This is a genomic window from Streptomyces sp. NPDC001594 (genome assembly GCF_042893675.1).
Lineage (GTDB): Bacteria > Actinomycetota > Actinomycetes > Streptomycetales > Streptomycetaceae > Streptomyces.
Window position 1 is genome coordinate 61,330 of sequence record NZ_JBIAVB010000002.1, and the last position, 18,854, is coordinate 80,183.

The following is an 18,854-nucleotide window of genomic DNA, read 5'->3' on the forward strand; positions in this document are numbered from 1 at the left end:
TCAGCCCGCCTCCGCTCGGAAGACGGGGAGTTCGAGGGCGTCGTCGACGCGGAGGAACTCCAGCCGGACGGGGAGGCCGATGCGGACCTTGTCGTAGGGGATCCCGGTGATGTTGCTGATCACGCGGACCCCTTCGGCCAGCTCGACCAGGGCGACCGCGTAGGGAGGGTCGAAGGCCGGGAAGGGGGGGTGGTGCATGACGACGTACGAGAAGACGGTGCCGGCCCCGCTCGCTTCGACGGTGTCCCAGTCGGGGGAGGAGCAGGCGTTGCAGCCGGGCAGCCAGGGGAAGCGCAGGGTGGCGCAGGCGGTGCAGCGCTGGATCAGCAGCTTGTGCTCCCGGACCCCGTCCCAGAAACCCTGGTTGTCGCGGTTGACCACGGGGCGCGGCCGCTGGGGCCCGGCCGCCGCGGCGGGTCGCACGGCCGCCCCGGGCTTCGGGGGCGGCTTGGCGGCCGGGGCGTACTTGAGGATGCGGAAGCGGTGCGTCCCGGCGAGTTCGCCGTTCGCGTGGACGTCCATCCGCGTCGTGACGAAGTGGCCGCTGCCCAGTCGGGTCGTCTTGCGCGGGGAGACCGACTCGATCACGGCGTCGAAGGTGACGGTGTCGCCGGGGCGCAGCGGGCGCAGGTACTCCTGTTCGCAGTCGGTGGCGACCACCGAGGTGCAGCCCGCGGCGTCGAGCAGCGCGAAGAGTTCGTCGTGGGCGGTGGCGCGGCCCGTGTGTCCGGAGAGGCCGCCCATCGTCCAGGCCTGGAGCATGGTGGGCGGGGCGGTGGCCCCCGGGCCCGTGTAGGCGGGGTTGGTGTCGCCCATGGCCTCGCACCAGTGGCGGATCATGGGCTCGTTGACCGGGTCCTTGGCGCGGGCCGCGGTCGCGGCGGGCCGTCCTTCGAAGGCCTTGAGCCGCCGGAGCAGTTCCTCCTCCGCTTGCGCGTCGGCGGCCGTCTTCCCCGCGGTCATCGCTTCCTCCCCTTCATGCCGAGCCGCATCATGGCGACGATCTCGCGCTGGACCTCGCTGACCCCGCCGCCGAAGGTGTTGATCTGGGCCGCGCGGTTCATCCGCTCCAGTTCGCCGCCGAGGAAGGCCCGCGGTCCGCGGACGAGGGCCTCCTCGCCGACCGCTTCCTGGCAGATCCGGTACACCTCGACGGTGGACTCGGTGCCGAGGAACTTCACTCCGCTGGCGTCGCCGGGGGCCAGGGTGCCCGCGCCGACGTCCTGGACGAGCCTCCAGTTGAGGAGGCGCACGGCGGCCAGCCGGGCGTGGGCCTCGGCGAGCCTGGCGCGGACCCAGGGCCGGTCGGCCGGGCGTTCCCCGGTGGCGGGGTCGGGGGTGCGGGCGTGGGCGCGGGCGGCCTCGTAGAAGTCCTCGGCCTGCATGCCGATGGCGGCGAGGGCGACGCGCTCGTGGTTGAGCTGGTTGGTGATCAGGCCCCAGCCGCCGTTCTCGGGGCCGACGAGGTGGCCGGCGGGGACCCGGATGCCGTCGTAGTACGTGGCCGTGGTGGTGAGGCCCCCGACGGTCTCGATCGGGGTCCAGGAGAAGCCGGGGTTGTCGGTGGGCACCAGGATGATGGAGATGCCCTTGTGTTTGGGGGCCTGCGGGTCGGTGCGGCAGGCGAGCCAGATCCAGTCGGCGTTCTGGGCGTTCGAGGTGAAGATCTTCTGCCCGTCGATCAGCCAGTCGCCGCTCCCGTCGCGGACGGCGCGGGTGCGCAGGGCGGCGAGGTCGGTGCCGGCCTCGGGCTCCGAGTAGCCGATGGCGAAGACGATCTCGCCCCGGAGGATGCGGGGCAGGAACCAGTCCTTCTGCTCCGGGGTGCCGTATTTCATCAGGGTGGGGCCGACCGTGTTGAGGGTGACCATGGAGACGGGGGCCCCGGCCCGGTAGGCCTCGTCGAAGAACACGAACTGCTCGTCGGGGCCGCGGCCCTGGCCTCCGTACTCGACGGGCCAGCCCAGGCCGAGCAGCCCGTCGCCGCCGATCCGGCGCAGCAGGGCGCGCTGGGCCGCCGGGTCGTCGGGGAGCCCGTCGGGCAGCAGGTCCCGGAAGTACTCGCGCAGTTCGGCGCGTAGCCGTGACTGCCCTTCTGACGGAGCGAGGTGCACGGCGCTGGCCTCCCAGCTTCGCATCGGACGAGTGAAACTGACTGTCCGTCAGGTTCACCGGGGATGTCAAGGTCGGGAGGCGCGGCGATGGCGGTACGGGGCCCCGCACGCGGGAGGGCGCCCGCACTACCGGACCCCAGCCGGTCCGGTCGCACGGGCGCCCTCAGTGCTCTGCGCGGTTCAGGAGGCTCCTACCACCACGGGAAGAAGTTCACCGCCACGTTGGAGTTGGCCTGGTGGATCGCCGTGTAGGCCGAGCCGTTGACCTGGGCGGTGTTGTTCTGGTTCGACGCGCCGGCGCCGGTGGCCACCTGCTGGGAGGTGGAGGAGTTGCCGTGGTTGTTGCCGCCGACACCGCTGCCGATGACGCTGGCGACGCTCGCATTCGATCCGTCGTTCGCGAACGAGCCGTTGTCGGCCGCCGCGACCCCGCCGAACAGGGCGGCGGCGAGGGGGAGCGAGGCGACGGCGGCGATGACGCGGGCGGTACGGATGCTTGCCATTCTGAGTCCTCCAGAAAACCGAAGTCGGGTTCACACCAAGGCAGTTGGCCGACCGCCTCGGACGTTGGTGGTGCTGACGACGTCGCGAATCCAGAGTTGCCCACCGAATCCCCGGCGAACCACCCCGCAGCCTGCTATTCCCCCTCAAGCATGACCAACAAGGGATAAACGCGGTGTGCGCCCCTACTGCCCCAGTTCATCGCTCTCGTCACGGGGGAATTCCGTGCGGCGTGCCAGAGGAATCGTTCCGGCAAACTGATTCGACCCGGACATGCCGAAAAGGGCCGCACCGTCCGGGAACCCCGCCGTCTCCCGGCCCTGCGGCCCTGCCATACCAAGCTCCACGCCCCCGCGCGCCCCCTGAATGCGCCGGAGCGAGCCCCCGCTACGCGGCGAGCGCGACCTGATCCCGCTCGGGGGCGAGAGCGGCGGCGGTCGCGGAACGGCGCACCGAGGGGCTCTTGCCGTGGGCCTCCGCCCGGATCCGCTGCTTGATCGTCGGAGGGAGCGCGCCGCCCCGCATCATCGCCCGCCACGTCCGCCGCGCAACCGGGAAGGTCCGCCGTACGACGGGAGCCGAAGGAGTGGCCGCCGCGCCCGTCACGGCACCCGCCGGAGCCGCCTTGGCCACCAGGCCGAGAGCACCGAGGAGCGTCATGAGCAGGGCCAGGAAGGAGGTCCAGAGCGAGGTGGCGGTGCCGCTGCGGTGGCTCATGACGAATGCCTCGATTCCCGATGTCCCGATGGGCGGATCTGAATACATTCGCCATGATGCGACCGCAACCGCACGACCCCCACCACGCGCGCCGATCTTCCGACAAACACCACTCGGAAAGACCAAAGCCCCACCGCCCAGGCCGGAAGACCGGAACGGCCCCTGACCAGGGATCCTGGTCAGGGGCCGTTCCGTCTGCGGTGGGTGTGGGATTTGAACCCACGGTGACTCGCGCCACGACGGTTTTCAAGACCGTTCCCTTAGGCCGCTCGGGCAACCCACCTGGCCGGTACAGAGTACCGGGATGTGGGGGTGGGTGGGGTGGGAGTTGCCCGTGGCGGGGTCGGGGCGTCCGGATGTCAGGACGTCTGGGCCTTGTCGTAGGCGGCCTTGGCTTCCGGGCCGAAGTACGGGCCGAACATGGTGTTCGGCAGGAAGTTGTAGCCGAAGCTGTTCACCGACACCTGCGTGCCCAGGCCCGTGGACTCGTCGAAGTCCTGGAACCAGGGGCCGCCGCTGGAGCCGCCGGTCATGTTGCAGGACATGCTGTGGTCCTTGGTGAGCAGGAAGTCCTTGCCCGTGTTGGCCCCGCAGTAGACGAGCTTGGTGCCGTCGTAGGGCGCGGCCGCGGGGAAGCCGAAGGAGTACATCTTCTTGTTGTAGCCCCCGTTGAACAGGATGCCCTGCGCCCCCACGGCCTGGCTGAGCGTCCGTCCGTTCTGGGGGGCGACGACCGCGAGGCCGACGTCCATGTTCATGTCCTCGCTCGCGGCCCACTGGTCGGTGGCGAGGGTTTTGGTGGCCGCCCACTGGCCGTACGGGGCGTTGCCGTTGTCGTAGCCGGGGACGAAGATCCAGTTGGTGTGCCAGGCGCCCTGGTACTTCACGCAGTGCCCGGCCGTGATGACCGTGCTGCCGTTCTGGCTGGTGATGGAGTCGCCCGAGCAGGAGGCCGTGCGGCCCTGGAAGGTGAAGAACACCCGGCCCGAGGTCCTCACGACCGCCCCGCCGCCCGTCCAGGCCCCGCCGGCCTGCGGGAACGCCGTGGGGGAGGTCGGGGTCACCCGGGTCGGCGCGGCCGCCGGCGCGGGGAGCGTCCGCGTCCCTCCCGGGGCGGCCGTCACGTCGAGCGGGGTGGCCTGGCGCATCCGCTCGGCCGTCCAGAAGCCGGGGGTCTGCGGCGGCCGGAACGAGGAGGGCGACGGCGCGGCCGCCGAGGGGGAGGCCGCCGTCGAGGCACCCGCGAGCAGGGTGCCAGTGGCGAGGAGGACGGACAGCGCCGTGCGATGACGATTCACGCAGGACTCCTTCTGCCGTGCCCGGACCGGACGGAGCCGGGCAGGGTGGGGTGAAGAGCTGTCGGTGCGGATCGGCGGTGCGACTGTGCGACTGCGCGGCTGTGCGGCTTGCGCGGGCAGGTTCGCACGGGGGGCCCGAGAAGTCAGGGGGCAGTCCGGACGTTCGGTCGGTTCCGGCCAGGAAATGGCCGACGCCCCCTGGGTCGGGCCGTCAGGTGGTCACCAGCACCCCGGCGTAGGAGACACCCGCCACCACCATCCAGGCCCCGAGGCCCAGCAGTGCGGCCCGCCCGCCGGTGCGGGCCAGGGTCGGCAGGTGGACGGCGCTGCCCAGACCGAACAGGGCCGCGGCCAGCAGGGCCTCCTGGGCCGTGTGCGCCCAGTCCAGGGCCATGTGGGGCAGCAGGCCCGTCGCACGCAGCGCGGCCGCCCCCAGGAACCCGAGGACGAACAGGGGCACCGGCGCCGGGCGCTTCCCCGAGGAGGTGCGCACCCCGCGCCGCCGTGCCCGCATGGAGAAGGCCACGGCCGCCACCAGCGGGGCCAGCAGGGCTACCCGCATCAACTTGACCAGCACGGCCTCGCCGAGCGCGCCGGGGCCGGCGGTCTGGGCCGTCGCCACCACCTGGCCGACGTCGTGGACGCTGGCGCCCACCCAGCGGCCGAAGGACAGGTCGGAGAGACCCAAGGGACCCTGGAGCAGCGGCAGTACGGCAATGGCGAGGGTTCCGCAGAGCGTGACCAGGGCCACCGAGGCGGCAACGTCCTCCTCGTCACTCCCGGACACCTCGCTCACCGCGCCGATGGCGGAGGCGCCGCAGATGGAGTACCCGGTGGCGATCAGCAGGGGCTGGTCTCCGGGGAGTCCGAGGCGGCGGCCCAGCCAGACCGTGCCGAAGAACGTGGCCGCGACCACCGCGGTCACCATGGCCACCGTCGCCCAGCCCAGCCGGACCACCTGGTCCAGGCCGAGCCCCAGGCCCAGCAGGACGATGCCGATCCGCATCAGCCGCCGCCCGGCCAGGGACAGGCCCGGGCGGGCCGGTCCGCGTACGACGGTCCGTACCCCGGGGATGTGGGCCACCGCGATTCCGAGCACCACCGATGCGGTGAGCATCGGTATGCCGGGGACCAGCCGGTGCACGCACCAGGCCACCAGGGCGCCGGCTGCCGCCAGGCCCAAACCGGGCCAGGAGGTGGGTGTTTCACGTGAAACAAGGGGGGTCGCCTCGGTCTGCGGGCGGTGGAGGAGGGCCATCAGTCGACGGGGAGCGTGTAGACGCGGCGGATGCTGCTGCCCAGGCGGGAGACGTCGGCCCCGTAGACGTGGATCGATATCGCCTTGCCGGTACAGGAGTTGCGCACCTTGTGGATGTCCCCGGGCGGGGCGAAGCCGCAGACCTCGCCCTGGGCGTTGACCACGTCCTCGGTGGCCACCAGCCGCGCGGCGTCCGCACCCGGGGCGAGCCGGTAGCGGCGCTCGCTCTCCTCGCCCTGGTGCACACCGGCCACGCACCACGACACGTGGTCGTGGATGCAGGTCTCCTGCCCGGGCATCCAGACCAGGGCGACCACCGAGAAGCTGCCGTCCGCCTCGGCGTGCAGGATGTGCTGCCGGTAGTGGTCCGGATCGCCCTCCTGCTGTTCCGCGGTCAGGAGGTCGGACGCGCCCAGGTGCGGGGCGAGACGCTCGCCGACGAGGTAGGCGGTCAGGTCGGGGGCCAGCCCCCGGTCCACGACCGTGCGGATCTCACTGACGAGGGCGGCCATCCTCGTGGTCGTACGGGCCGGCGTGGTGGTGGTCATACGAGCAGCGTCCGACGCCCGATTCATCACGTCCAACGACAGTTACGACCTGAAATCCCAAATCCCGCTTATGGATCGGGCGGTGGAAGCCTGTGCCGGGATCAGCAGCCGACCCGGTTCGAGGCCACGCGCTTCAGCTCGTCCAGGACCACGGCCGTCGCCGGGATCCGCAGGTGGTCGCGGTAGACGTACGCGGCGATGTGGCGGCGGGCGGCGGGCTCCAGCACCCGGCCGCAGACCCGGCTCAGCGAGAGGGAGGGCAGGACCAGCGCGGGCATCATCGCCACGCCCAGCCCCTGCGCGACCAGGCTCTGGACCACGAGGTTGTCGTCCGTGGCGAAGCGGATGTCGGGCACGAAGCCCAGCTCGGCACACTCGTGCAGCAGGTTCGCGCGGCAGCGCGGGCAGCCCGCGATCCACTGCTCCTCGGCGAGGTCCGCCAGGTGCACCGCCCGGCGCCGGGCGAGCGGGTGCCCGGTCGGCAGCAGCACCGTCAGCTGGTCCTCCAGCAGCCTGACCTCGGCGACCTCCTCGGGGACCTCCTCGTGCAGCCCGGGATAGGTGAAGGCCAGGGTGATGTCGCACTCGCCGCGCTGGAGCCTGCGCAGGGACTCGGGGGGCTCCCCTTCGAGGAGCTCGACCTGGACTCCTGGATGGTCCTTGGCGAGGCCGCTGAGGGCCTCCGGGACCAGCGTGACGTTGGCGCTGGGGAACCCGCAGACCCGCACCCGCCCGGTGCGCAGCCTCGTGTACGCCTTCAGCTGGGCCTCGGCGGCCGAGAGGCTGCCGAGGATCGACTCGGCGTGCCGGGCCAGCGACTCCCCGGCCTCGGTGAGCTTCATCTTCCGGCCCACCCGGGTGAACAGCGGGGTTCCGACGGCGCGTTCGAGCGCCTTCATCTGCTGGGTGATCGCGGGCTGGGTGTAGCCCAGGACGCGAGCAGCGGCCGAGTACGAGCCCGCGGCCACCACTTCGTGGAATGTCCGTATGTGCCGTGAATCGAACACCAGCGAAGCATAAGCGGATGTTGGGAGGGGCCGTAGGCGGATTCCCGGCCACGGCCCCTCACATCAAGTCACCGTCGAGCGGCGTTCGCGCGCCGGCTCGCGGCCCGGGCTACTTGTCGCCGACGCGCGAGCCGAGGGTGATGTCGACCGTGTTCGGCTTGCCGCCGCGCAGATAGGTCAGCTTCACGGTGTCGCCCGGCTTGTACGTCCAGATCAGGCTGATCAGGGTCGGCCCGCTGTCGACCTGCTTCCCGCCGAACTCGGTGATGATGTCGCCGGGCTTGAGGCCCGCCTTGCCGGCCGGGCCGTTCGGGTCGACCAGCTCGTTGGCGGGGGCGCCCTGCTCGGAGATCTTGGCGCCGTCGGTCTTGGCCTGCAGGTCCACGGAGACCGAGATCACCGGGTAGACCGGCTTGCCCGTGTCGATCAGCGACTTGGCCACGTTCTTGGCCTGGTTGATCGGGATCGCGAAGCCGAGGCCGATCGAGCCGGCCTGGCCGCCGCCGAAGCCGCCGTTGCCGGCGGACTGGATCGCGGAGTTGATGCCGATGACCGCGCCGCGGCCGTCGAGCAGCGGACCGCCGGAGTTGCCGGGGTTGATGGAGGCGTCCGTCTGCAGCGCGCTCATGTACGAGTTCTTGCCGCCGGAGCCGTCACCGGAGGCCACCGGGCGGTTCTTCGCGCTGATGATGCCGGTGGTGACCGTGTTGGACAGGCCGAAGGGGGCGCCGATCGCGATGGTCGGGTCGCCGACCGCGACCTTGTCCGAGTCGCCGAGCGCCAGTGGCTTGAGGTTGGTCGGCGGGTTCTTCAGCTTGATGACGGCCACGTCGTAGCCCTGGGCCCGGCCCACGACCTCGGCCTCGTACTTCTTGCCGTCGGAGAAGGTGGCGGAGAGCTTGCCGCCGTTGGCGGCGGAGGCCACCACGTGGTTGTTGGTGAGGATGTGGCCCTGCTCGTCGTAGACGAACCCGGTGCCGGTGCCGCCCTCGCCGTCCCCGGCCGAGGCCTCGATGGTGACGACGCTGGGCAGTGCGGCGGCGGCGAGCCCGGCGACGGAGCCCGCGTCCCGCTTGAGGTCCTTGGGGGTGTTGGGCGCGCTGATGGTGGTCGAGCCGGAGCCGCCGTGGTCGCGCTGGGCGGCCCAGTAGCCGACACCGCCGCCCACGCCGCCCGCGAGCAGGGCCGCCACGAGGACCGCCGCGATCAGACCGCCCCGGCCCTTGGGCTTGGGCTGCGGGGCGCCCTCCGCGGTGAGCGGCACGCCCCAGGCGCCGCCGCCCTGACCCCCTCCGCCGTACGCGGGAACGGCCGGAGGCGGCGGGGGCCAGGCCTCCGCGCCGTACGGGGACGGGGCCGGGGCCGCCGGCTGGGCGGGGGGCACCGGCGGGCCGGCCGGGGTCTGCTCGTGGCCGTACGCCGGGGGCGCGACGGGGGGCGCCGGAGGGGTGGGAGGGAGCTGCTGGGTGTGCTCGGCGCCCGAGGCCGGGGCGCCCTGGGGCGCCGGAGCGGCCGGTTCGGGCGTGGAGGCGGCCACCGGCACGGGAGGTGCGGACGGGGCCGCGGGGGGTGTCGGGGCCGCGGTGCCCTCGTTCTCGGTGCTCACAGCGCTCTCTCCTCGTCACACACGGCTTACACGGCCAACACGGCTGCTGGAAATATCAGGCGATATCGCCCCGATACCGTCCGGGCATCGGTCCGACTGAACGTTCGATGCGCCGCAGAAGTTCCAGGGTGAAGCCTTTCCCATGACCCGTCAGAGCACTGTAAGCCGGACCTGTGCGTCTGCCGCCTCCCTTTATATCCGACATACAGGACATACCTCTAGGAGTCACCCCGCCACGCGGGGTCTCCTCGGTGGCACCATGACCGGGTGACCCACGCAACGCGCCCCATCCAGGTCGTCGCCCACCGCGGCGCGTCGGAGGATGCCCCCGAGCACACCCTGGCCGCCTACCGGAAGGCCATCGAGGACGGCGCCGACGCCCTCGAATGCGACATCCGGCTGACCGCCGACGGCCATCTGGTGCTGGTCCACGACCGCCGCGTGAACCGCACCTCCAACGGCCGGGGCGCCGTCTCGGCCCTGGAGCTGGCGGAACTGGCCGCCCTCGACTTCGGCTCCTGGAAGGACCGCGAGGAGTCCCCCGACTGGGACGCGGACCCGGAGCGGACCTCCGTGCTCACCCTGGAGCGGCTGCTGGAACTGGTGGCCGACGCCGGTCGCCCCGTACAGCTGGCGATCGAGACGAAACATCCCACCCGCTGGGCCGGACAGGTGGAGGAGCGCCTGCTCTTCCTCCTCAAGCGCTTCGGACTGGACGCCCCGCCCGCGGAGGGCCCCCACCCCGTCCGGGTCATGAGCTTCTCGGCGCGCTCCCTGCACCGGGTGCGGGCGGCCGCCCCGACGGTCCCGACCGTGTACCTCATGCAGTTCATCTCGCCCCGGATGCGTGACGGCCGGCTGCCCGCGGGCGTGCGGATCGCGGGGCCCGCCATGCGGATCGTGCGCAACCACCCCGGCTTCGTCCGCAGGCTCCAGGCCGCAGGCCACTCCGTACACGTATGGACCGTGAACGAACCGGATGATGTTCAGCTATGCGCTGATCTGGGTGTAGAAGCGATCATCACGAACAGACCGCGCCAGGTTCTGTCACAACTCGGGCGCTGACGTCCCCTTTTGCACACCAGCCCCAGGCACCCCGGCCGTGACAGGGCGTGCCCCGGCGCATCCGGTCCGCATTCGTTGGTCATGAATGCGTCAGAGGGGGGTGGGCCGACGGTTTCCGGTCCAGGCCATTGGGGCATCCAGACCATGGCGTGGGGCTAAGGAGGTTCCGGGGGTGGCGTTGGTGATGGCACAGGAAGTGCCCACGTCGTCGTGCGTGGACATTCGCCATGGTCCTGCGGGCGTGGGCGAGGCGAGGCACCGGATGCGCGAGCAGCTGCGTATCAGCGGGGTGTCCGAATCGGTCGTGGACGATGCCGTACTGATCCTTTCCGAACTCCTCAGCAATGCCTGCCGCCACGGCCGGCCGCTGGGTGCCCGGGACGTCGGTGACGGCGAGATTCGCGCCGCGTGGCGCGTCGACAAGGCCGGTCGGCTGACCGTCGAGGTCACGGACGGCGGCGGCCCGACCCGGCCCGTCCCGGCCACGCCCTCGGTCACCGCGCACGGGGGCCGCGGGCTGAACATCATCAGCGCGCTGGCCCAGGACTGGGGCGTGCGGGACGGGGCGGCGGGCGAGGTCACCGTGTGGGTGATCGTCGCCAGAGGGGCCCGGCACGACGACTTCGCTACGCGCGTCGCTCCCCCGGCGATCGACTTCGCCTCCGCCTTCGACGATCTCGACGCCTGAGGGCCCGGCACCGGGGCCCGCGGCACCGGCGCAGGCGGCGCCGGCCCGTGACCGGACCAGCGGCACCGGCCCTGCGCACACGCGGCCTTCGGGAGCGCACGCCGACCGTGCTCCCGGCCGCACCCCACCGGTTGCGGCGGTACGAACGGCTAGGCTCGCGCCCAGAGACACCGCCGTACCGCCGCAACCGGGAGACACCCACGATGGCCAAGAAGCGCCCCGCCGCGAAGACCGCGAAGCCGCAGCTCGACAACGGGGAGATCCCGGTGGTGGGCGCGCGCGAGCCCTGCCCGTGCGGCTCCGGGCGGCGTTACAAGGCCTGTCACGGCGCGGCCGCCGCGCACGCCGTCACCGAACACGTGCGGCGCCCCTTCGAGGGGCTGCCGGGCGAGTGCGACTGGGTGGCGCTGCGCGAGCTCGTCCCCGCGGCCACCGTCCCGCTGACCCTCAAGGACGGTCTGCCCGAGGGCGTCCCGTCCGTCACGCTGGTGACCGTGCTTCCCATGGCCTGGCCGGCCCTGCGGCGCGAGGACGGCTCCGTCCTGCTCGGCCTGCAGAACGAGTCGAGCTCCGGCGACCTGGCGCGCGACATGGCCGACACCCTGGAGCGTGCGATCGCCACCGAGCCGGGCAACCCGGTCCCGGCCCGCCGCGTGCCGGCCGAGGGTCCCCGACTTCAGGATCTCCTCGCTCTGGACGGCGTTTTCGAGCCGGTTGTGCACAGCGGCTTCGAATTCTGGATTCCGGACGCGGACAGCGCCCAGAACGCCTCCCCGGAGATCGCCGCCTCCCTGGAGCGCGCCAACGCCGCCGCCATCCCGACCGTCAAGCTCACGGGCGTGGACGCGGCCTACTGGTGCGAGACCCCGGACAAGAACCACCTGCGCTGGGTGATGCCGCACCCGGAGGAGAAGCTGCTCGACGCCCTGGCGCGGCTGCACGCGGCGGGCGCCTCCTCCCTCGGCGAGGGCACCAAGCTCGTCGGCTCCTTCCGCGCGCACGGCCTGGTGGTCCCCGTCTGGGACCTGCCCACCGGGGTCACCGCCGAAGACGTGGAGAAGCCCGCCGCCGAGCTGGCGGAACGCCTGGCCACGGCCCTCGCCACCGACGCCCCGCTGACCGCGGAGGAGCGCCGGGCACGCGGCGGGCTCACCAACCGCCAGGTGACGCTGAGCTGACGCACACCCGGCGCGGGAGTGGCCCGCGCGCGGCACACGGCCGCGCGCGGGCCCGGTGACCGGTGTCACAACTCCCGCTAATCGCCTGCAAATCGATGTCTGAATATCAGAGATCGAATTTGCGAACAGGCGATCTCTTGTTACCGTTCTTGTAGCCCGGTCGCTGGTGCATCCCCCGTCGCCAGCGACCGGGCCTCTGTCTTTCGGCGGCGCTCAACCGCCTGCCGGTGCCGGTGAGTTGCTCCCGGACCGCAGCAGAAGCCGCCCTTCATCATCCGGAACTGCAAACTCCGCTACGGCCGAGTAGGCGTCCGGCGCCCCCGCGGACTCCCCCCGGGGCGTCTCGCACAGACCCGGCTCGTCCCCCGCCGCCACGGCGCAGCGGATCTGCACCGTCCGCCCCGCCGGGCCCATCACCGTGAGCACGGCGTCCAGCGCGCGGCCGCTGGTGTTGCGGTAGTAGCTCCGGCCCCAGGTGCGCCCCTCGCTCGCCAGCACGCACGTCTGCGCCTCCAGGCCTTGCGGGGCGGACAGTTCGGGACCGCAGCGGGAGTCGGTGCGGGGCTGCTCGGGCGGTCCCGGCTGCGCGGGGCCGGTGGCGGCCCGCGCCCCGTCCGCCGTACGGGAGGAGGGGGAAAGGCCGAGCGAGGTGAGCAGCCCCCCGTTTTTTCCGTCGCTCCGACCGGCGAAATCCGGCCCGGCGATCGCTCCGGCCAGGGGAAGCGACAAGATGATCAGCACACCGGCGCCGATACCGATCAGGCGGAGATTCATTCGCCGAAGATAGCGACGCGGGAAAGGGGCGCGGAGATCCCCGCGCCCAATTCCCTTGGAAACTCGATGTGCTGACACCCGTACGAGTGATCAGCGGCTCAGTACGCCAGCCGGCTGCCGCCGCCGGGAGCACCGCTGCTCGCCTCGACGAGCGCGTCCACGACCGCCTCGACCTCCGGCAGCCACAGCTCGCCCGAACCGGCCCGCCGCGGCTCGGGCTCCCGCTCCCAGCGGACCTGCCCCCCGCCGGACGCGGGCGAGGGCGGCAGCAGCAGGTAGCCGCCCTCGCCGTGGAAGCGCAGCGAGGAGGGCACGTGGTCCTTGGCGTACAGGAGTTCGCCGAGCCGCTCCAGCGAGTAGGGCGCCACGAGCAGGGACCACCGGGTGGGCGTGGCGACGATCGGGCCGAGCCGCATGCCCTGCGCGTCCAGCCGTACGACGGCACGCGCGGCCGCCTTCGCCGGCAGGCTCACCGCGCAGGGCGCGGCGCCGCCGGTGGCCAGCAGGACCGGGGCGGTCGGCCGCCTGCCCCACCACCAGGCCACCATCCGCGCGTCGGTGGTGGCGGCGAGCAGGCCGGGGTCGAAGGGATGCGCGCCCGGCACCACGCAGTCGGGATCCGGGCACGCGCAGCGCCGACTGTCGGCGCCGGCCCGGCCCACGCCCGGCAGCACGGGCCACTGCCGGACGGCGGCGCAGGTCAGCGCGGCTTCGAGGAGGGAGGGAGCCACCCCGGCCCCCGCCTCCGCGGCGGGGCGGGAGACCGCGCGCGGGAACTTCAAGCGATCGCGGAGCCGCTGGAGACGCCTTCCGAGGATCTCGCGCATGAGCGCTCGTTCCTTTCCGTTGAACGTCGAGGGGCCACATCACACCACGTGAGCGGTGTTTCACCACACGTACACGTTTCGCGTCACTAGTCCGCCAGAAGCAGGTTCACACGCTTCGTGCAGTCTTCTTACGGGTCCGTCAAACGTCCGGCAGGGGCCCGGAGCGTGCGGTCCGAGCGACCCGCACCGGTGTCGAGACCGGCTGCCGCCGCTAAGGACGACGGCCCGGACCGGGTGGTTCCCGGCGGTACCGGGGGCGCCAACTGGCCCCGGGCACTACCGAATACGTACCCGGACCCCCTGAAGCGCCTGTCCAGTCGATCGCAAAAACCGTCCGCTTCCAGCTTTTTCCAGCCAAGTTTTAGCCCCGGCTGGACAGTGAGTTGCCGTCCCACGGACACCACTATTCCCACCGGGACAATGCTGGACATCGATCCTCGGGTGCGTGTAGATGTGGATCCATTGATGGCGGCGCAGCACGATCTGGGGGTTTGCGATGCTATATGGCGAATCGCACCAGGTGGAAAGGCGGACGCCATGAGCGCCCCGCATCTGCCGAAAGTGGCTGGAATCGATCCAGCAGTTGCAGCATCGGCGCACACTGCCGCGCCCACACCCGCGTCCGGCTCCCTCCCCGCCACAGCGGCCGCCTCCGCCCGGACCGCTCCCGCCCAGGCCGCCCCGCCTGCCGCGAGCAGCGTCATCCAGGACCGGCTGGCGGGCATGGTCTCCGACCTGACCACCCTGCACGAGCTGACCGAGCGCCTCGCCCGGGCCAGTGACCTCGACTCCTCCCTGCGGGAGTTCCTGCGCGCCGGGGCCGCCCTGGTAGGGGCCCGCCGCGGACTGGTCGTGCTGGAACCCTCCGACGGACTCGGCCCCACGTCCACCATCGGCCTGGGCCTCGGCCGCGCCGACCTCGGGCACATCGAGACGGTGCCGCGCAGCGCCACCTCGTACGGCCGCATCCTCGACGGACTCCCCGACGCCCACGGCGGCTCCGAGGTGCTCCCCGAGCCCGGCACCACGGCCGCCTCGGGTGCCGGTGGCGGCGCACCCCCCGTCGACCCCCGCCACCGCGAGGTCGCCGCCCGCCTCGGCTACGCGGCCAGCTACGCGCTGCCGCTGGCCGCCGAGGCCACCGGCCAGCTCGGCGCGGCCGTCTGGCTCTACGACGAGCAGGCCGAGCCGAGCGACCGCCAGCGCGACCTCGTCGGCCTCTACGTCCGGCACGCGGCCGAGCACCTGGCCCGGATGCTGGAGGTGGACCGCTCCCGGACCCGGCTGGCCACCGTCTCCGAGGAACTCCTGCCCAGCAGGCTGCCGCGGATCCCCGGGGTCCAGCTCGCCGCCCGCCACCGCACCGGCCCCCTCGGCGGCGGCGACTGGTACGACGCGCTGCCGCTGCCCGAGGGCGCCATGGGCCTCGCCGTCGGCTCGGTCTCGGGCTCGGGGCCGAGCGCCGTCGCCGCGATGGGACGGCTGCGGGCCTCCCTGCGCGCGTACGCCGTCATGGAGGGGGAGGACCCGGTCGCGGTCCTGTCCGACCTGGAGCTGCTGCTGCGCCTGACCGAGCCCGCGCGCTCGGCCACCGCCCTCTTCGCGTACTGCGAGCCCGCCGCCCGCAAGATCATCCTGGCCGGGGCGGGGCACGCGCCGCCGCTGCTCATCGGCGAGCGCCGCACCGAGTACGTCGAGACCTCGCTCTCGGCGCCGCTGGGGATGCTGGCCTGCTGGGAGGCGCCCAGCGTGGAGATCGAGCCCGCCGCCGGAGAAACGGTGCTGCTGTACACCGACGGGCTGCTGCGGCGGACCGGCGACCCCATGGACCGGGCCTACGCCCGGCTCCACGCGGCGGCCGCGGGCGTTCCGCGCGGTGCCCGGGAGGACCCGGCCGCCCTCTGCGACCACATCCTGCGGACCGTGCTTCCCGAGGACGGGTCGCGGCCGGGCTCCGCCGATCCCCACCGGGACACGGAGGACGTCGTCCTGCTCGCGGCCCGGTTCGACTGACCGGCCGGCATCCGCGGCGGGCGCCCGTTTTGACTTGTTTGTCACAGGACTGGCCGGGCGCCGCCTCCTCACACATACGATGAACGGGGTTCGCACCCGGACCCGTGCGTGTCGTAGCGGCTGAGGAGATGACGTGGCTGACGAGCTCACCCCGGAGACCCCGGAAGAAGAGCAGCCCCAGAAGAAGCACAAGCAGCGCAAGAACGGGCTGTACCCGGGCGTCAGCGAGGAACTCGCGGAGAGCATGCGCACGGGCTGGGCCGACACCGAGCTGCACGGCCTCGAGCCCATCGCCCAGGCCGGCCACACCGCCGACCGCCGCGCCGCGCTGTCCGCGCGCTTCCCCGGCGAGCGCCTGGTGATCCCGGCGGGCCGCCTGAAGACCCGCTCGAACGACACCGAGTACCCCTTCCGCGCCTCGACCGAGTACGCCTACCTCACCGGCGACCAGACCGAGAACGGCGTCCTGGTCCTGGAGCCCACGGAGACCGGCCACGAGGCCACCGTCTACCTGCTGCCGCGCTCGAACCGCGAGAACGGCGAGTTCTGGCTGTCGGGCCAGGGCGAGCTCTGGGTCGGCCGCCGCCACTCCCTCGCCGAGGCCGGGCAGCTCCTGGGCATCCCGGCCAAGGACGTCCGCGAGCTGCCCGAGGCCCTGACCGAGGCCACCGGCCCGGTCCGCGCCGTCCGCGGCCACGACGCCGTCATCGAGGCCGCGCTCACCGACAAGGTGACCAAGGAGCGCGACGAGGAACTGCGCGTCTACCTCTCCGAGGCGCGCGCCGTGAAGGACGCCTTCGAGATCGGCGAGCTGCAGAAGGCCGTGGACTCCACCGTCCGCGGCTTCGAGGACGTCGTGAAGGTCCTCGACAAGGCCGAGGCCACGTCCGAGCGCTACATCGAGGGCACCTTCTTCCTGCGCGCCCGCGTCGAGGGCAACGACGTCGGCTACGGCACCATCGCCGCCGCCGGCGCCCACGCCTGCACCCTGCACTGGGTCCGCAACGACGGTGCCGTCCGCTCCGGCGACCTGCTCCTGCTCGACGCCGGCGTGGAGACCCACTCCCTCTACACCGCCGACGTCACGCGCACGCTGCCGATCAACGGCACGTACACCGACATCCAGCGCAAGATCTACGACGCGGTGTACGAGGCCCAGGAAGCCGGCATCGCCGCCGTCAAGCCGGGTGCCAAGTACCGCGACTTCCACGACGCCGCCCAGCACGTGCTGGCCGAGAAGCTCGTCGAGTGGGGCCTGCTGGAGGGCCCGGTCGAGCGCGTCCTGGAGCTCGGGCTCCAGCGCCGCTGGACCCTGCACGGCACCGGCCACATGCTCGGCCTGGACGTCCACGACTGCGCGGCCGCGCGCACCGAGGCGTACGTCGACGGCACGCTGGAGCCGGGGATGTGCCTGACCGTCGAGCCGGGCCTGTACTTCCAGGCCGACGACCTGACCGTGCCCGAGGAGTACCGGGGCATCGGCGTCCGCATCGAGGACGACATCCTCGTCACCGAGGACGGCAACCGGAACCTGTCGGCCGGTCTGCCGCGCACCTCGGTCGAGGTCGAGGCGTGGATGGCGCGGCTCAAGGGCTGACGCCGGACGTGACCACGGGCGGGGGAGCCGGTACCGGTTCCCCCGCCCGTCCGCGTTCTAGGACACCCTCAGCAGGGCGTCCTCGCGCCACTTCAGCATCCGCTCGAAACTCACCACCGCACCCCGGCCCGGCCGGTTGCGCAGCCGGACGTGGTCGGCGAGCTCCGCGATCAGGTGCAGGCCACGGCCGTGCTCGGCCAGGGAGGGTCTGCGGCGGGCCACCGTCGACGGCGGGAAACCGGGACCCGAGTCGGCGACCTCGATGCGGCAGCGGTCCCCGTCGAGGAAGGCGGTGACGTGGTACGCCTCGGTGCCGTCCAGGACCTCGTCGGCGGGGACACCGACCGGGCCCCCGGCCGAACCGCCGCGGCCGCCGTGTTCCACGGCGTTCGCGCAGGCCTCGGTCAGCGCGACCGACAGCTCGTAGGAGATGTCCGGGTCCACCCCCGCGGTATCCATGGTCCCCAGCAGCAGTCGCCGGGCGAGCGGCACGCTCGCGGCTTCGCGCCGCAAGTGGAGAGACCACCAGATGCTCATACGGATACCTATTGCCGCCCGTGACGCGGCGTAAGCCCCCGGCGGCCGGCACAGCCCTCATTCGGCCGATGCGGCATGTGCGTCCGGCGTGTATCGGGCGCGTGGGCCCCGCTCCGGCGCCGGTCGCCGGCCGGGCGGGCGGGCGGGCGGGCGGGGGCGCGCTTGCGGCCGCACACCGGAACCATAGGGTCCCTCCAGTACCTGCCGTAGGCAGGGCCCGGGGCCAGTGCGATGATGGCCCGGCCATGTCTGCCACCCACACCACACGCGCCGGAGCAGGCCTCCGGACGACCCGGGCCGCGGTGTTCACCGCGGTCTGCGTCGTGCTGTCCGCGGCGGGCCACGCCGTGGCCTCCTGCGCGACCGTGCCGTGGTGGGCACTGGCCCTGGCCTTCGTCTGCGTCTTCGCGGTCGCGGCCCCCCTCGCGGGACGCCGCCGTTCGCGGCCCGGCATCGCCGCCGGACTGGCCGTGGGCCAGCTCGGGCTGCACACGCTGTTCGGCCTCGGCCAACATGGCGCGGCCGTCGCGCAGAACCCGGCCCCCGGGACCGACACCTCGCTGGCGGCGCTCGCAGCCCGGCTGGTCTGCGGGGGCAACTCCGTACCGCTGAGCCCGGCCGACGCCCGGCACATCCTGGAGACCGCCGGGCTGGACCCGGCGGCCCTGGCCGCGCAGGCGGCCGCGTCGGACCACATGGGCCACATGCACCTGGCCACGACCCACGCCGGGGGCCCCGAGATCGGGCTGTTCAGCCCGTTCATGCTGCTCGGCCACCTGGTGGCCGCGCTCACCGCCGGCTGGCTGCTGGGCCGGGGCGACGCCGCCCTGTTCCGGCTGGTCGAACTCTCCCGGCTCTCCGCCGAAGCCGGCCCGATACGTCCGCTGCGCGCCGCGCTGGCCTTCGTACGGGCCCTCGCGGCCGGGCTGCCCGGCGCTCCCGCGCACGGCCCCCGGGACCGCCGGACCGCTTCCGCGCCCGCCGCGACGACCGGCCGGGACACTCTGCTGCACACCGTGATCCGGCGCGGGCCGCCGGCTGCGCTCGTCCTCGCAGCCTGACGCGGCACCTCCACTCCCCGGGACACACGGCGGGAGCACCGGTGCCGTGACCTCCGCGCGCGCCC

Annotated in this window: 18 protein-coding genes and 1 tRNA gene; 6 read left to right on the forward strand and 13 right to left on the reverse strand. The window is 72.7% G+C overall.

The window, feature by feature from the left end:
- From ACFY0O_RS03775 to ACFY0O_RS03820, 10 genes are all read right to left on the reverse strand, one after another.
- Nucleotides 1–963 carry a bifunctional MaoC family dehydratase N-terminal/OB-fold nucleic acid binding domain-containing protein gene (locus tag ACFY0O_RS03775; protein WP_388942428.1) on the reverse strand — a complete coding sequence of 321 codons (963 nt, stop codon included), beginning with the start codon at nucleotides 961–963 and terminating at the stop codon, nucleotides 1–3.
- Nucleotides 960–2,114, reverse strand: a complete 1,155-nt coding sequence (locus tag ACFY0O_RS03780; protein ID WP_388943423.1) for an acyl-CoA dehydrogenase family protein — start codon at nucleotides 2,112–2,114, stop codon at nucleotides 960–962. Before ACFY0O_RS03780 ends, ACFY0O_RS03775 begins: the two co-directional genes overlap by 4 nt.
- A 191-nt stretch (nucleotides 2,115–2,305) precedes the next feature.
- Nucleotides 2,306–2,617: a hypothetical protein gene (locus tag ACFY0O_RS03785; protein ID WP_358891572.1), complete on the reverse strand. Its 312-nt coding sequence runs from the start codon at nucleotides 2,615–2,617 to the stop codon at nucleotides 2,306–2,308.
- A 385-nt stretch (nucleotides 2,618–3,002) separates the two neighbouring features.
- Nucleotides 3,003–3,332, reverse strand: a complete 330-nt coding sequence (locus tag ACFY0O_RS03790; RefSeq protein WP_388942431.1) for a DUF6344 domain-containing protein — start codon at nucleotides 3,330–3,332, stop codon at nucleotides 3,003–3,005.
- Between the two features lie 198 nt (nucleotides 3,333–3,530).
- Nucleotides 3,531–3,615: transfer RNA gene (locus ACFY0O_RS03795), tRNA-Ser, on the reverse strand.
- A 76-nt stretch (nucleotides 3,616–3,691) separates the two neighbouring features.
- Nucleotides 3,692–4,630, reverse strand: a complete 939-nt coding sequence (locus ACFY0O_RS03800; RefSeq protein WP_388942433.1) for a trypsin-like serine peptidase — start codon at nucleotides 4,628–4,630, stop codon at nucleotides 3,692–3,694.
- A 211-nt stretch (nucleotides 4,631–4,841) separates the two neighbouring features.
- Entirely contained in the window at nucleotides 4,842–5,888 is a 1,047-nt protein-coding gene (locus ACFY0O_RS03805) for a YeiH family protein (RefSeq protein WP_388942436.1), read from the reverse strand.
- Entirely contained in the window at nucleotides 5,888–6,436 is a 549-nt protein-coding gene (locus ACFY0O_RS03810; RefSeq protein ID WP_388942437.1) for a cysteine dioxygenase, read from the reverse strand. Before ACFY0O_RS03810 ends, ACFY0O_RS03805 begins: the two co-directional genes overlap by 1 nt.
- A gap of 101 nt (nucleotides 6,437–6,537) precedes the next feature.
- A complete protein-coding gene (locus ACFY0O_RS03815; protein ID WP_358891548.1) occupies nucleotides 6,538–7,443 on the reverse strand; it encodes a LysR substrate-binding domain-containing protein in 906 nt (301 codons plus the stop codon).
- Between the two features lie 109 nt (nucleotides 7,444–7,552).
- Entirely contained in the window at nucleotides 7,553–9,049 is a 1,497-nt protein-coding gene (locus tag ACFY0O_RS03820; protein WP_388942440.1) for a S1C family serine protease, read from the reverse strand.
- A 267-nt stretch (nucleotides 9,050–9,316) separates the two neighbouring features.
- On the opposite strand from ACFY0O_RS03820, the gene ACFY0O_RS03825 reads away from it, so the two are divergent.
- From ACFY0O_RS03825 to ACFY0O_RS03835, 3 genes are all read left to right on the forward strand, one after another.
- Nucleotides 9,317–10,114 (forward strand): glycerophosphodiester phosphodiesterase, encoded by a 798-nt coding sequence (locus tag ACFY0O_RS03825; protein WP_358891546.1) that lies wholly within the window; start codon nucleotides 9,317–9,319, stop codon nucleotides 10,112–10,114.
- An 85-nt stretch (nucleotides 10,115–10,199) separates the two neighbouring features.
- The gene (locus ACFY0O_RS03830) at nucleotides 10,200–10,802 is read left to right on the forward strand and encodes an ATP-binding protein (RefSeq protein WP_388942443.1); all 603 of its coding nucleotides are present in this window, start codon (nucleotides 10,200–10,202) and stop codon (nucleotides 10,800–10,802) included.
- 203 nt (nucleotides 10,803–11,005) lie between these two features.
- The gene (locus ACFY0O_RS03835; protein ID WP_388942444.1) at nucleotides 11,006–11,980 is read left to right on the forward strand and encodes a DUF5926 family protein; all 975 of its coding nucleotides are present in this window, start codon (nucleotides 11,006–11,008) and stop codon (nucleotides 11,978–11,980) included.
- Between the two features lie 213 nt (nucleotides 11,981–12,193).
- On the opposite strand, the gene ACFY0O_RS03840 is transcribed toward ACFY0O_RS03835, so the two are convergent.
- Together ACFY0O_RS03840 and ACFY0O_RS03845 are read right to left on the reverse strand one after the other, a co-directional pair.
- Entirely contained in the window at nucleotides 12,194–12,754 is a 561-nt protein-coding gene (locus ACFY0O_RS03840; protein ID WP_388942447.1) for a hypothetical protein, read from the reverse strand.
- Nucleotides 12,755–12,852: 98 nt separating this feature from the next.
- The gene (locus ACFY0O_RS03845; protein ID WP_388942450.1) at nucleotides 12,853–13,581 is read right to left on the reverse strand and encodes a bifunctional DNA primase/polymerase; all 729 of its coding nucleotides are present in this window, start codon (nucleotides 13,579–13,581) and stop codon (nucleotides 12,853–12,855) included.
- Between the two features lie 420 nt (nucleotides 13,582–14,001).
- Here ACFY0O_RS03845 and ACFY0O_RS03850 point away from each other — a divergent pair, with 420 nt between their 5' ends.
- The gene (locus ACFY0O_RS03850) at nucleotides 14,002–15,594 is read left to right on the forward strand and encodes a PP2C family protein-serine/threonine phosphatase (protein ID WP_388942453.1); all 1,593 of its coding nucleotides are present in this window, start codon (nucleotides 14,002–14,004) and stop codon (nucleotides 15,592–15,594) included.
- Nucleotides 15,595–15,727: 133 nt separating this feature from the next.
- Nucleotides 15,728–17,191 (forward strand): aminopeptidase P family protein, encoded by a 1,464-nt coding sequence (locus ACFY0O_RS03855; protein ID WP_388942455.1) that lies wholly within the window; start codon nucleotides 15,728–15,730, stop codon nucleotides 17,189–17,191.
- Nucleotides 17,192–17,248: 57 nt separating this feature from the next.
- Here ACFY0O_RS03855 and ACFY0O_RS03860 read toward each other — a convergent pair whose 3' ends face one another.
- On the reverse strand, nucleotides 17,249–17,728 hold the full coding sequence (locus ACFY0O_RS03860) for an ATP-binding protein (protein WP_388942458.1): 480 nt from the start codon (nucleotides 17,726–17,728) through the stop codon (nucleotides 17,249–17,251).
- 245 nt (nucleotides 17,729–17,973) lie between these two features.
- Between ACFY0O_RS03860 and ACFY0O_RS03865 the strand changes: the two genes are divergently transcribed.
- Complete coding sequence (locus ACFY0O_RS03865) at nucleotides 17,974–18,789, forward strand: hypothetical protein (protein ID WP_388942460.1); 816 nt, start codon at nucleotides 17,974–17,976, stop codon at nucleotides 18,787–18,789.
- Nucleotides 18,790–18,854: the final 65 nt, after the last annotated feature.

Excerpts from the sequence above, each read along its gene's own strand:
- ACFY0O_RS03775 (WP_388942428.1), bottom strand. The coding sequence starts at position 963 with ATGACCGCGGGGAAGACGGCCGCCGACGCGCAAGCGGAGGAGGAACTG.
- ACFY0O_RS03785 (WP_358891572.1), bottom strand. The coding sequence starts at position 2,617 with ATGGCAAGCATCCGTACCGCCCGCGTCATCGCCGCCGTCGCCTCGCTC.
- ACFY0O_RS03790 (WP_388942431.1), bottom strand. The coding sequence starts at position 3,332 with ATGAGCCACCGCAGCGGCACCGCCACCTCGCTCTGGACCTCCTTCCTG.
- ACFY0O_RS03805 (WP_388942436.1), bottom strand. The coding sequence starts at position 5,888 with ATGGCCCTCCTCCACCGCCCGCAGACCGAGGCGACCCCCCTTGTTTCA.
- ACFY0O_RS03810 (WP_388942437.1), bottom strand. The coding sequence starts at position 6,436 with ATGACCACCACCACGCCGGCCCGTACGACCACGAGGATGGCCGCCCTC.
- ACFY0O_RS03830 (WP_388942443.1), top strand. The coding sequence starts at position 10,200 with ATGCGTCAGAGGGGGGTGGGCCGACGGTTTCCGGTCCAGGCCATTGGG.
- ACFY0O_RS03835 (WP_388942444.1), top strand. The coding sequence starts at position 11,006 with ATGGCCAAGAAGCGCCCCGCCGCGAAGACCGCGAAGCCGCAGCTCGAC.
- ACFY0O_RS03840 (WP_388942447.1), bottom strand. The coding sequence starts at position 12,754 with ATGAATCTCCGCCTGATCGGTATCGGCGCCGGTGTGCTGATCATCTTG.
- ACFY0O_RS03845 (WP_388942450.1), bottom strand. The coding sequence starts at position 13,581 with ATGCGCGAGATCCTCGGAAGGCGTCTCCAGCGGCTCCGCGATCGCTTG.
- ACFY0O_RS03850 (WP_388942453.1), top strand. The coding sequence starts at position 14,002 with ATGCTGGACATCGATCCTCGGGTGCGTGTAGATGTGGATCCATTGATG.
- ACFY0O_RS03860 (WP_388942458.1), bottom strand. The coding sequence starts at position 17,728 with ATGAGCATCTGGTGGTCTCTCCACTTGCGGCGCGAAGCCGCGAGCGTG.
- ACFY0O_RS03865 (WP_388942460.1), top strand. The coding sequence starts at position 17,974 with ATGTCTGCCACCCACACCACACGCGCCGGAGCAGGCCTCCGGACGACC.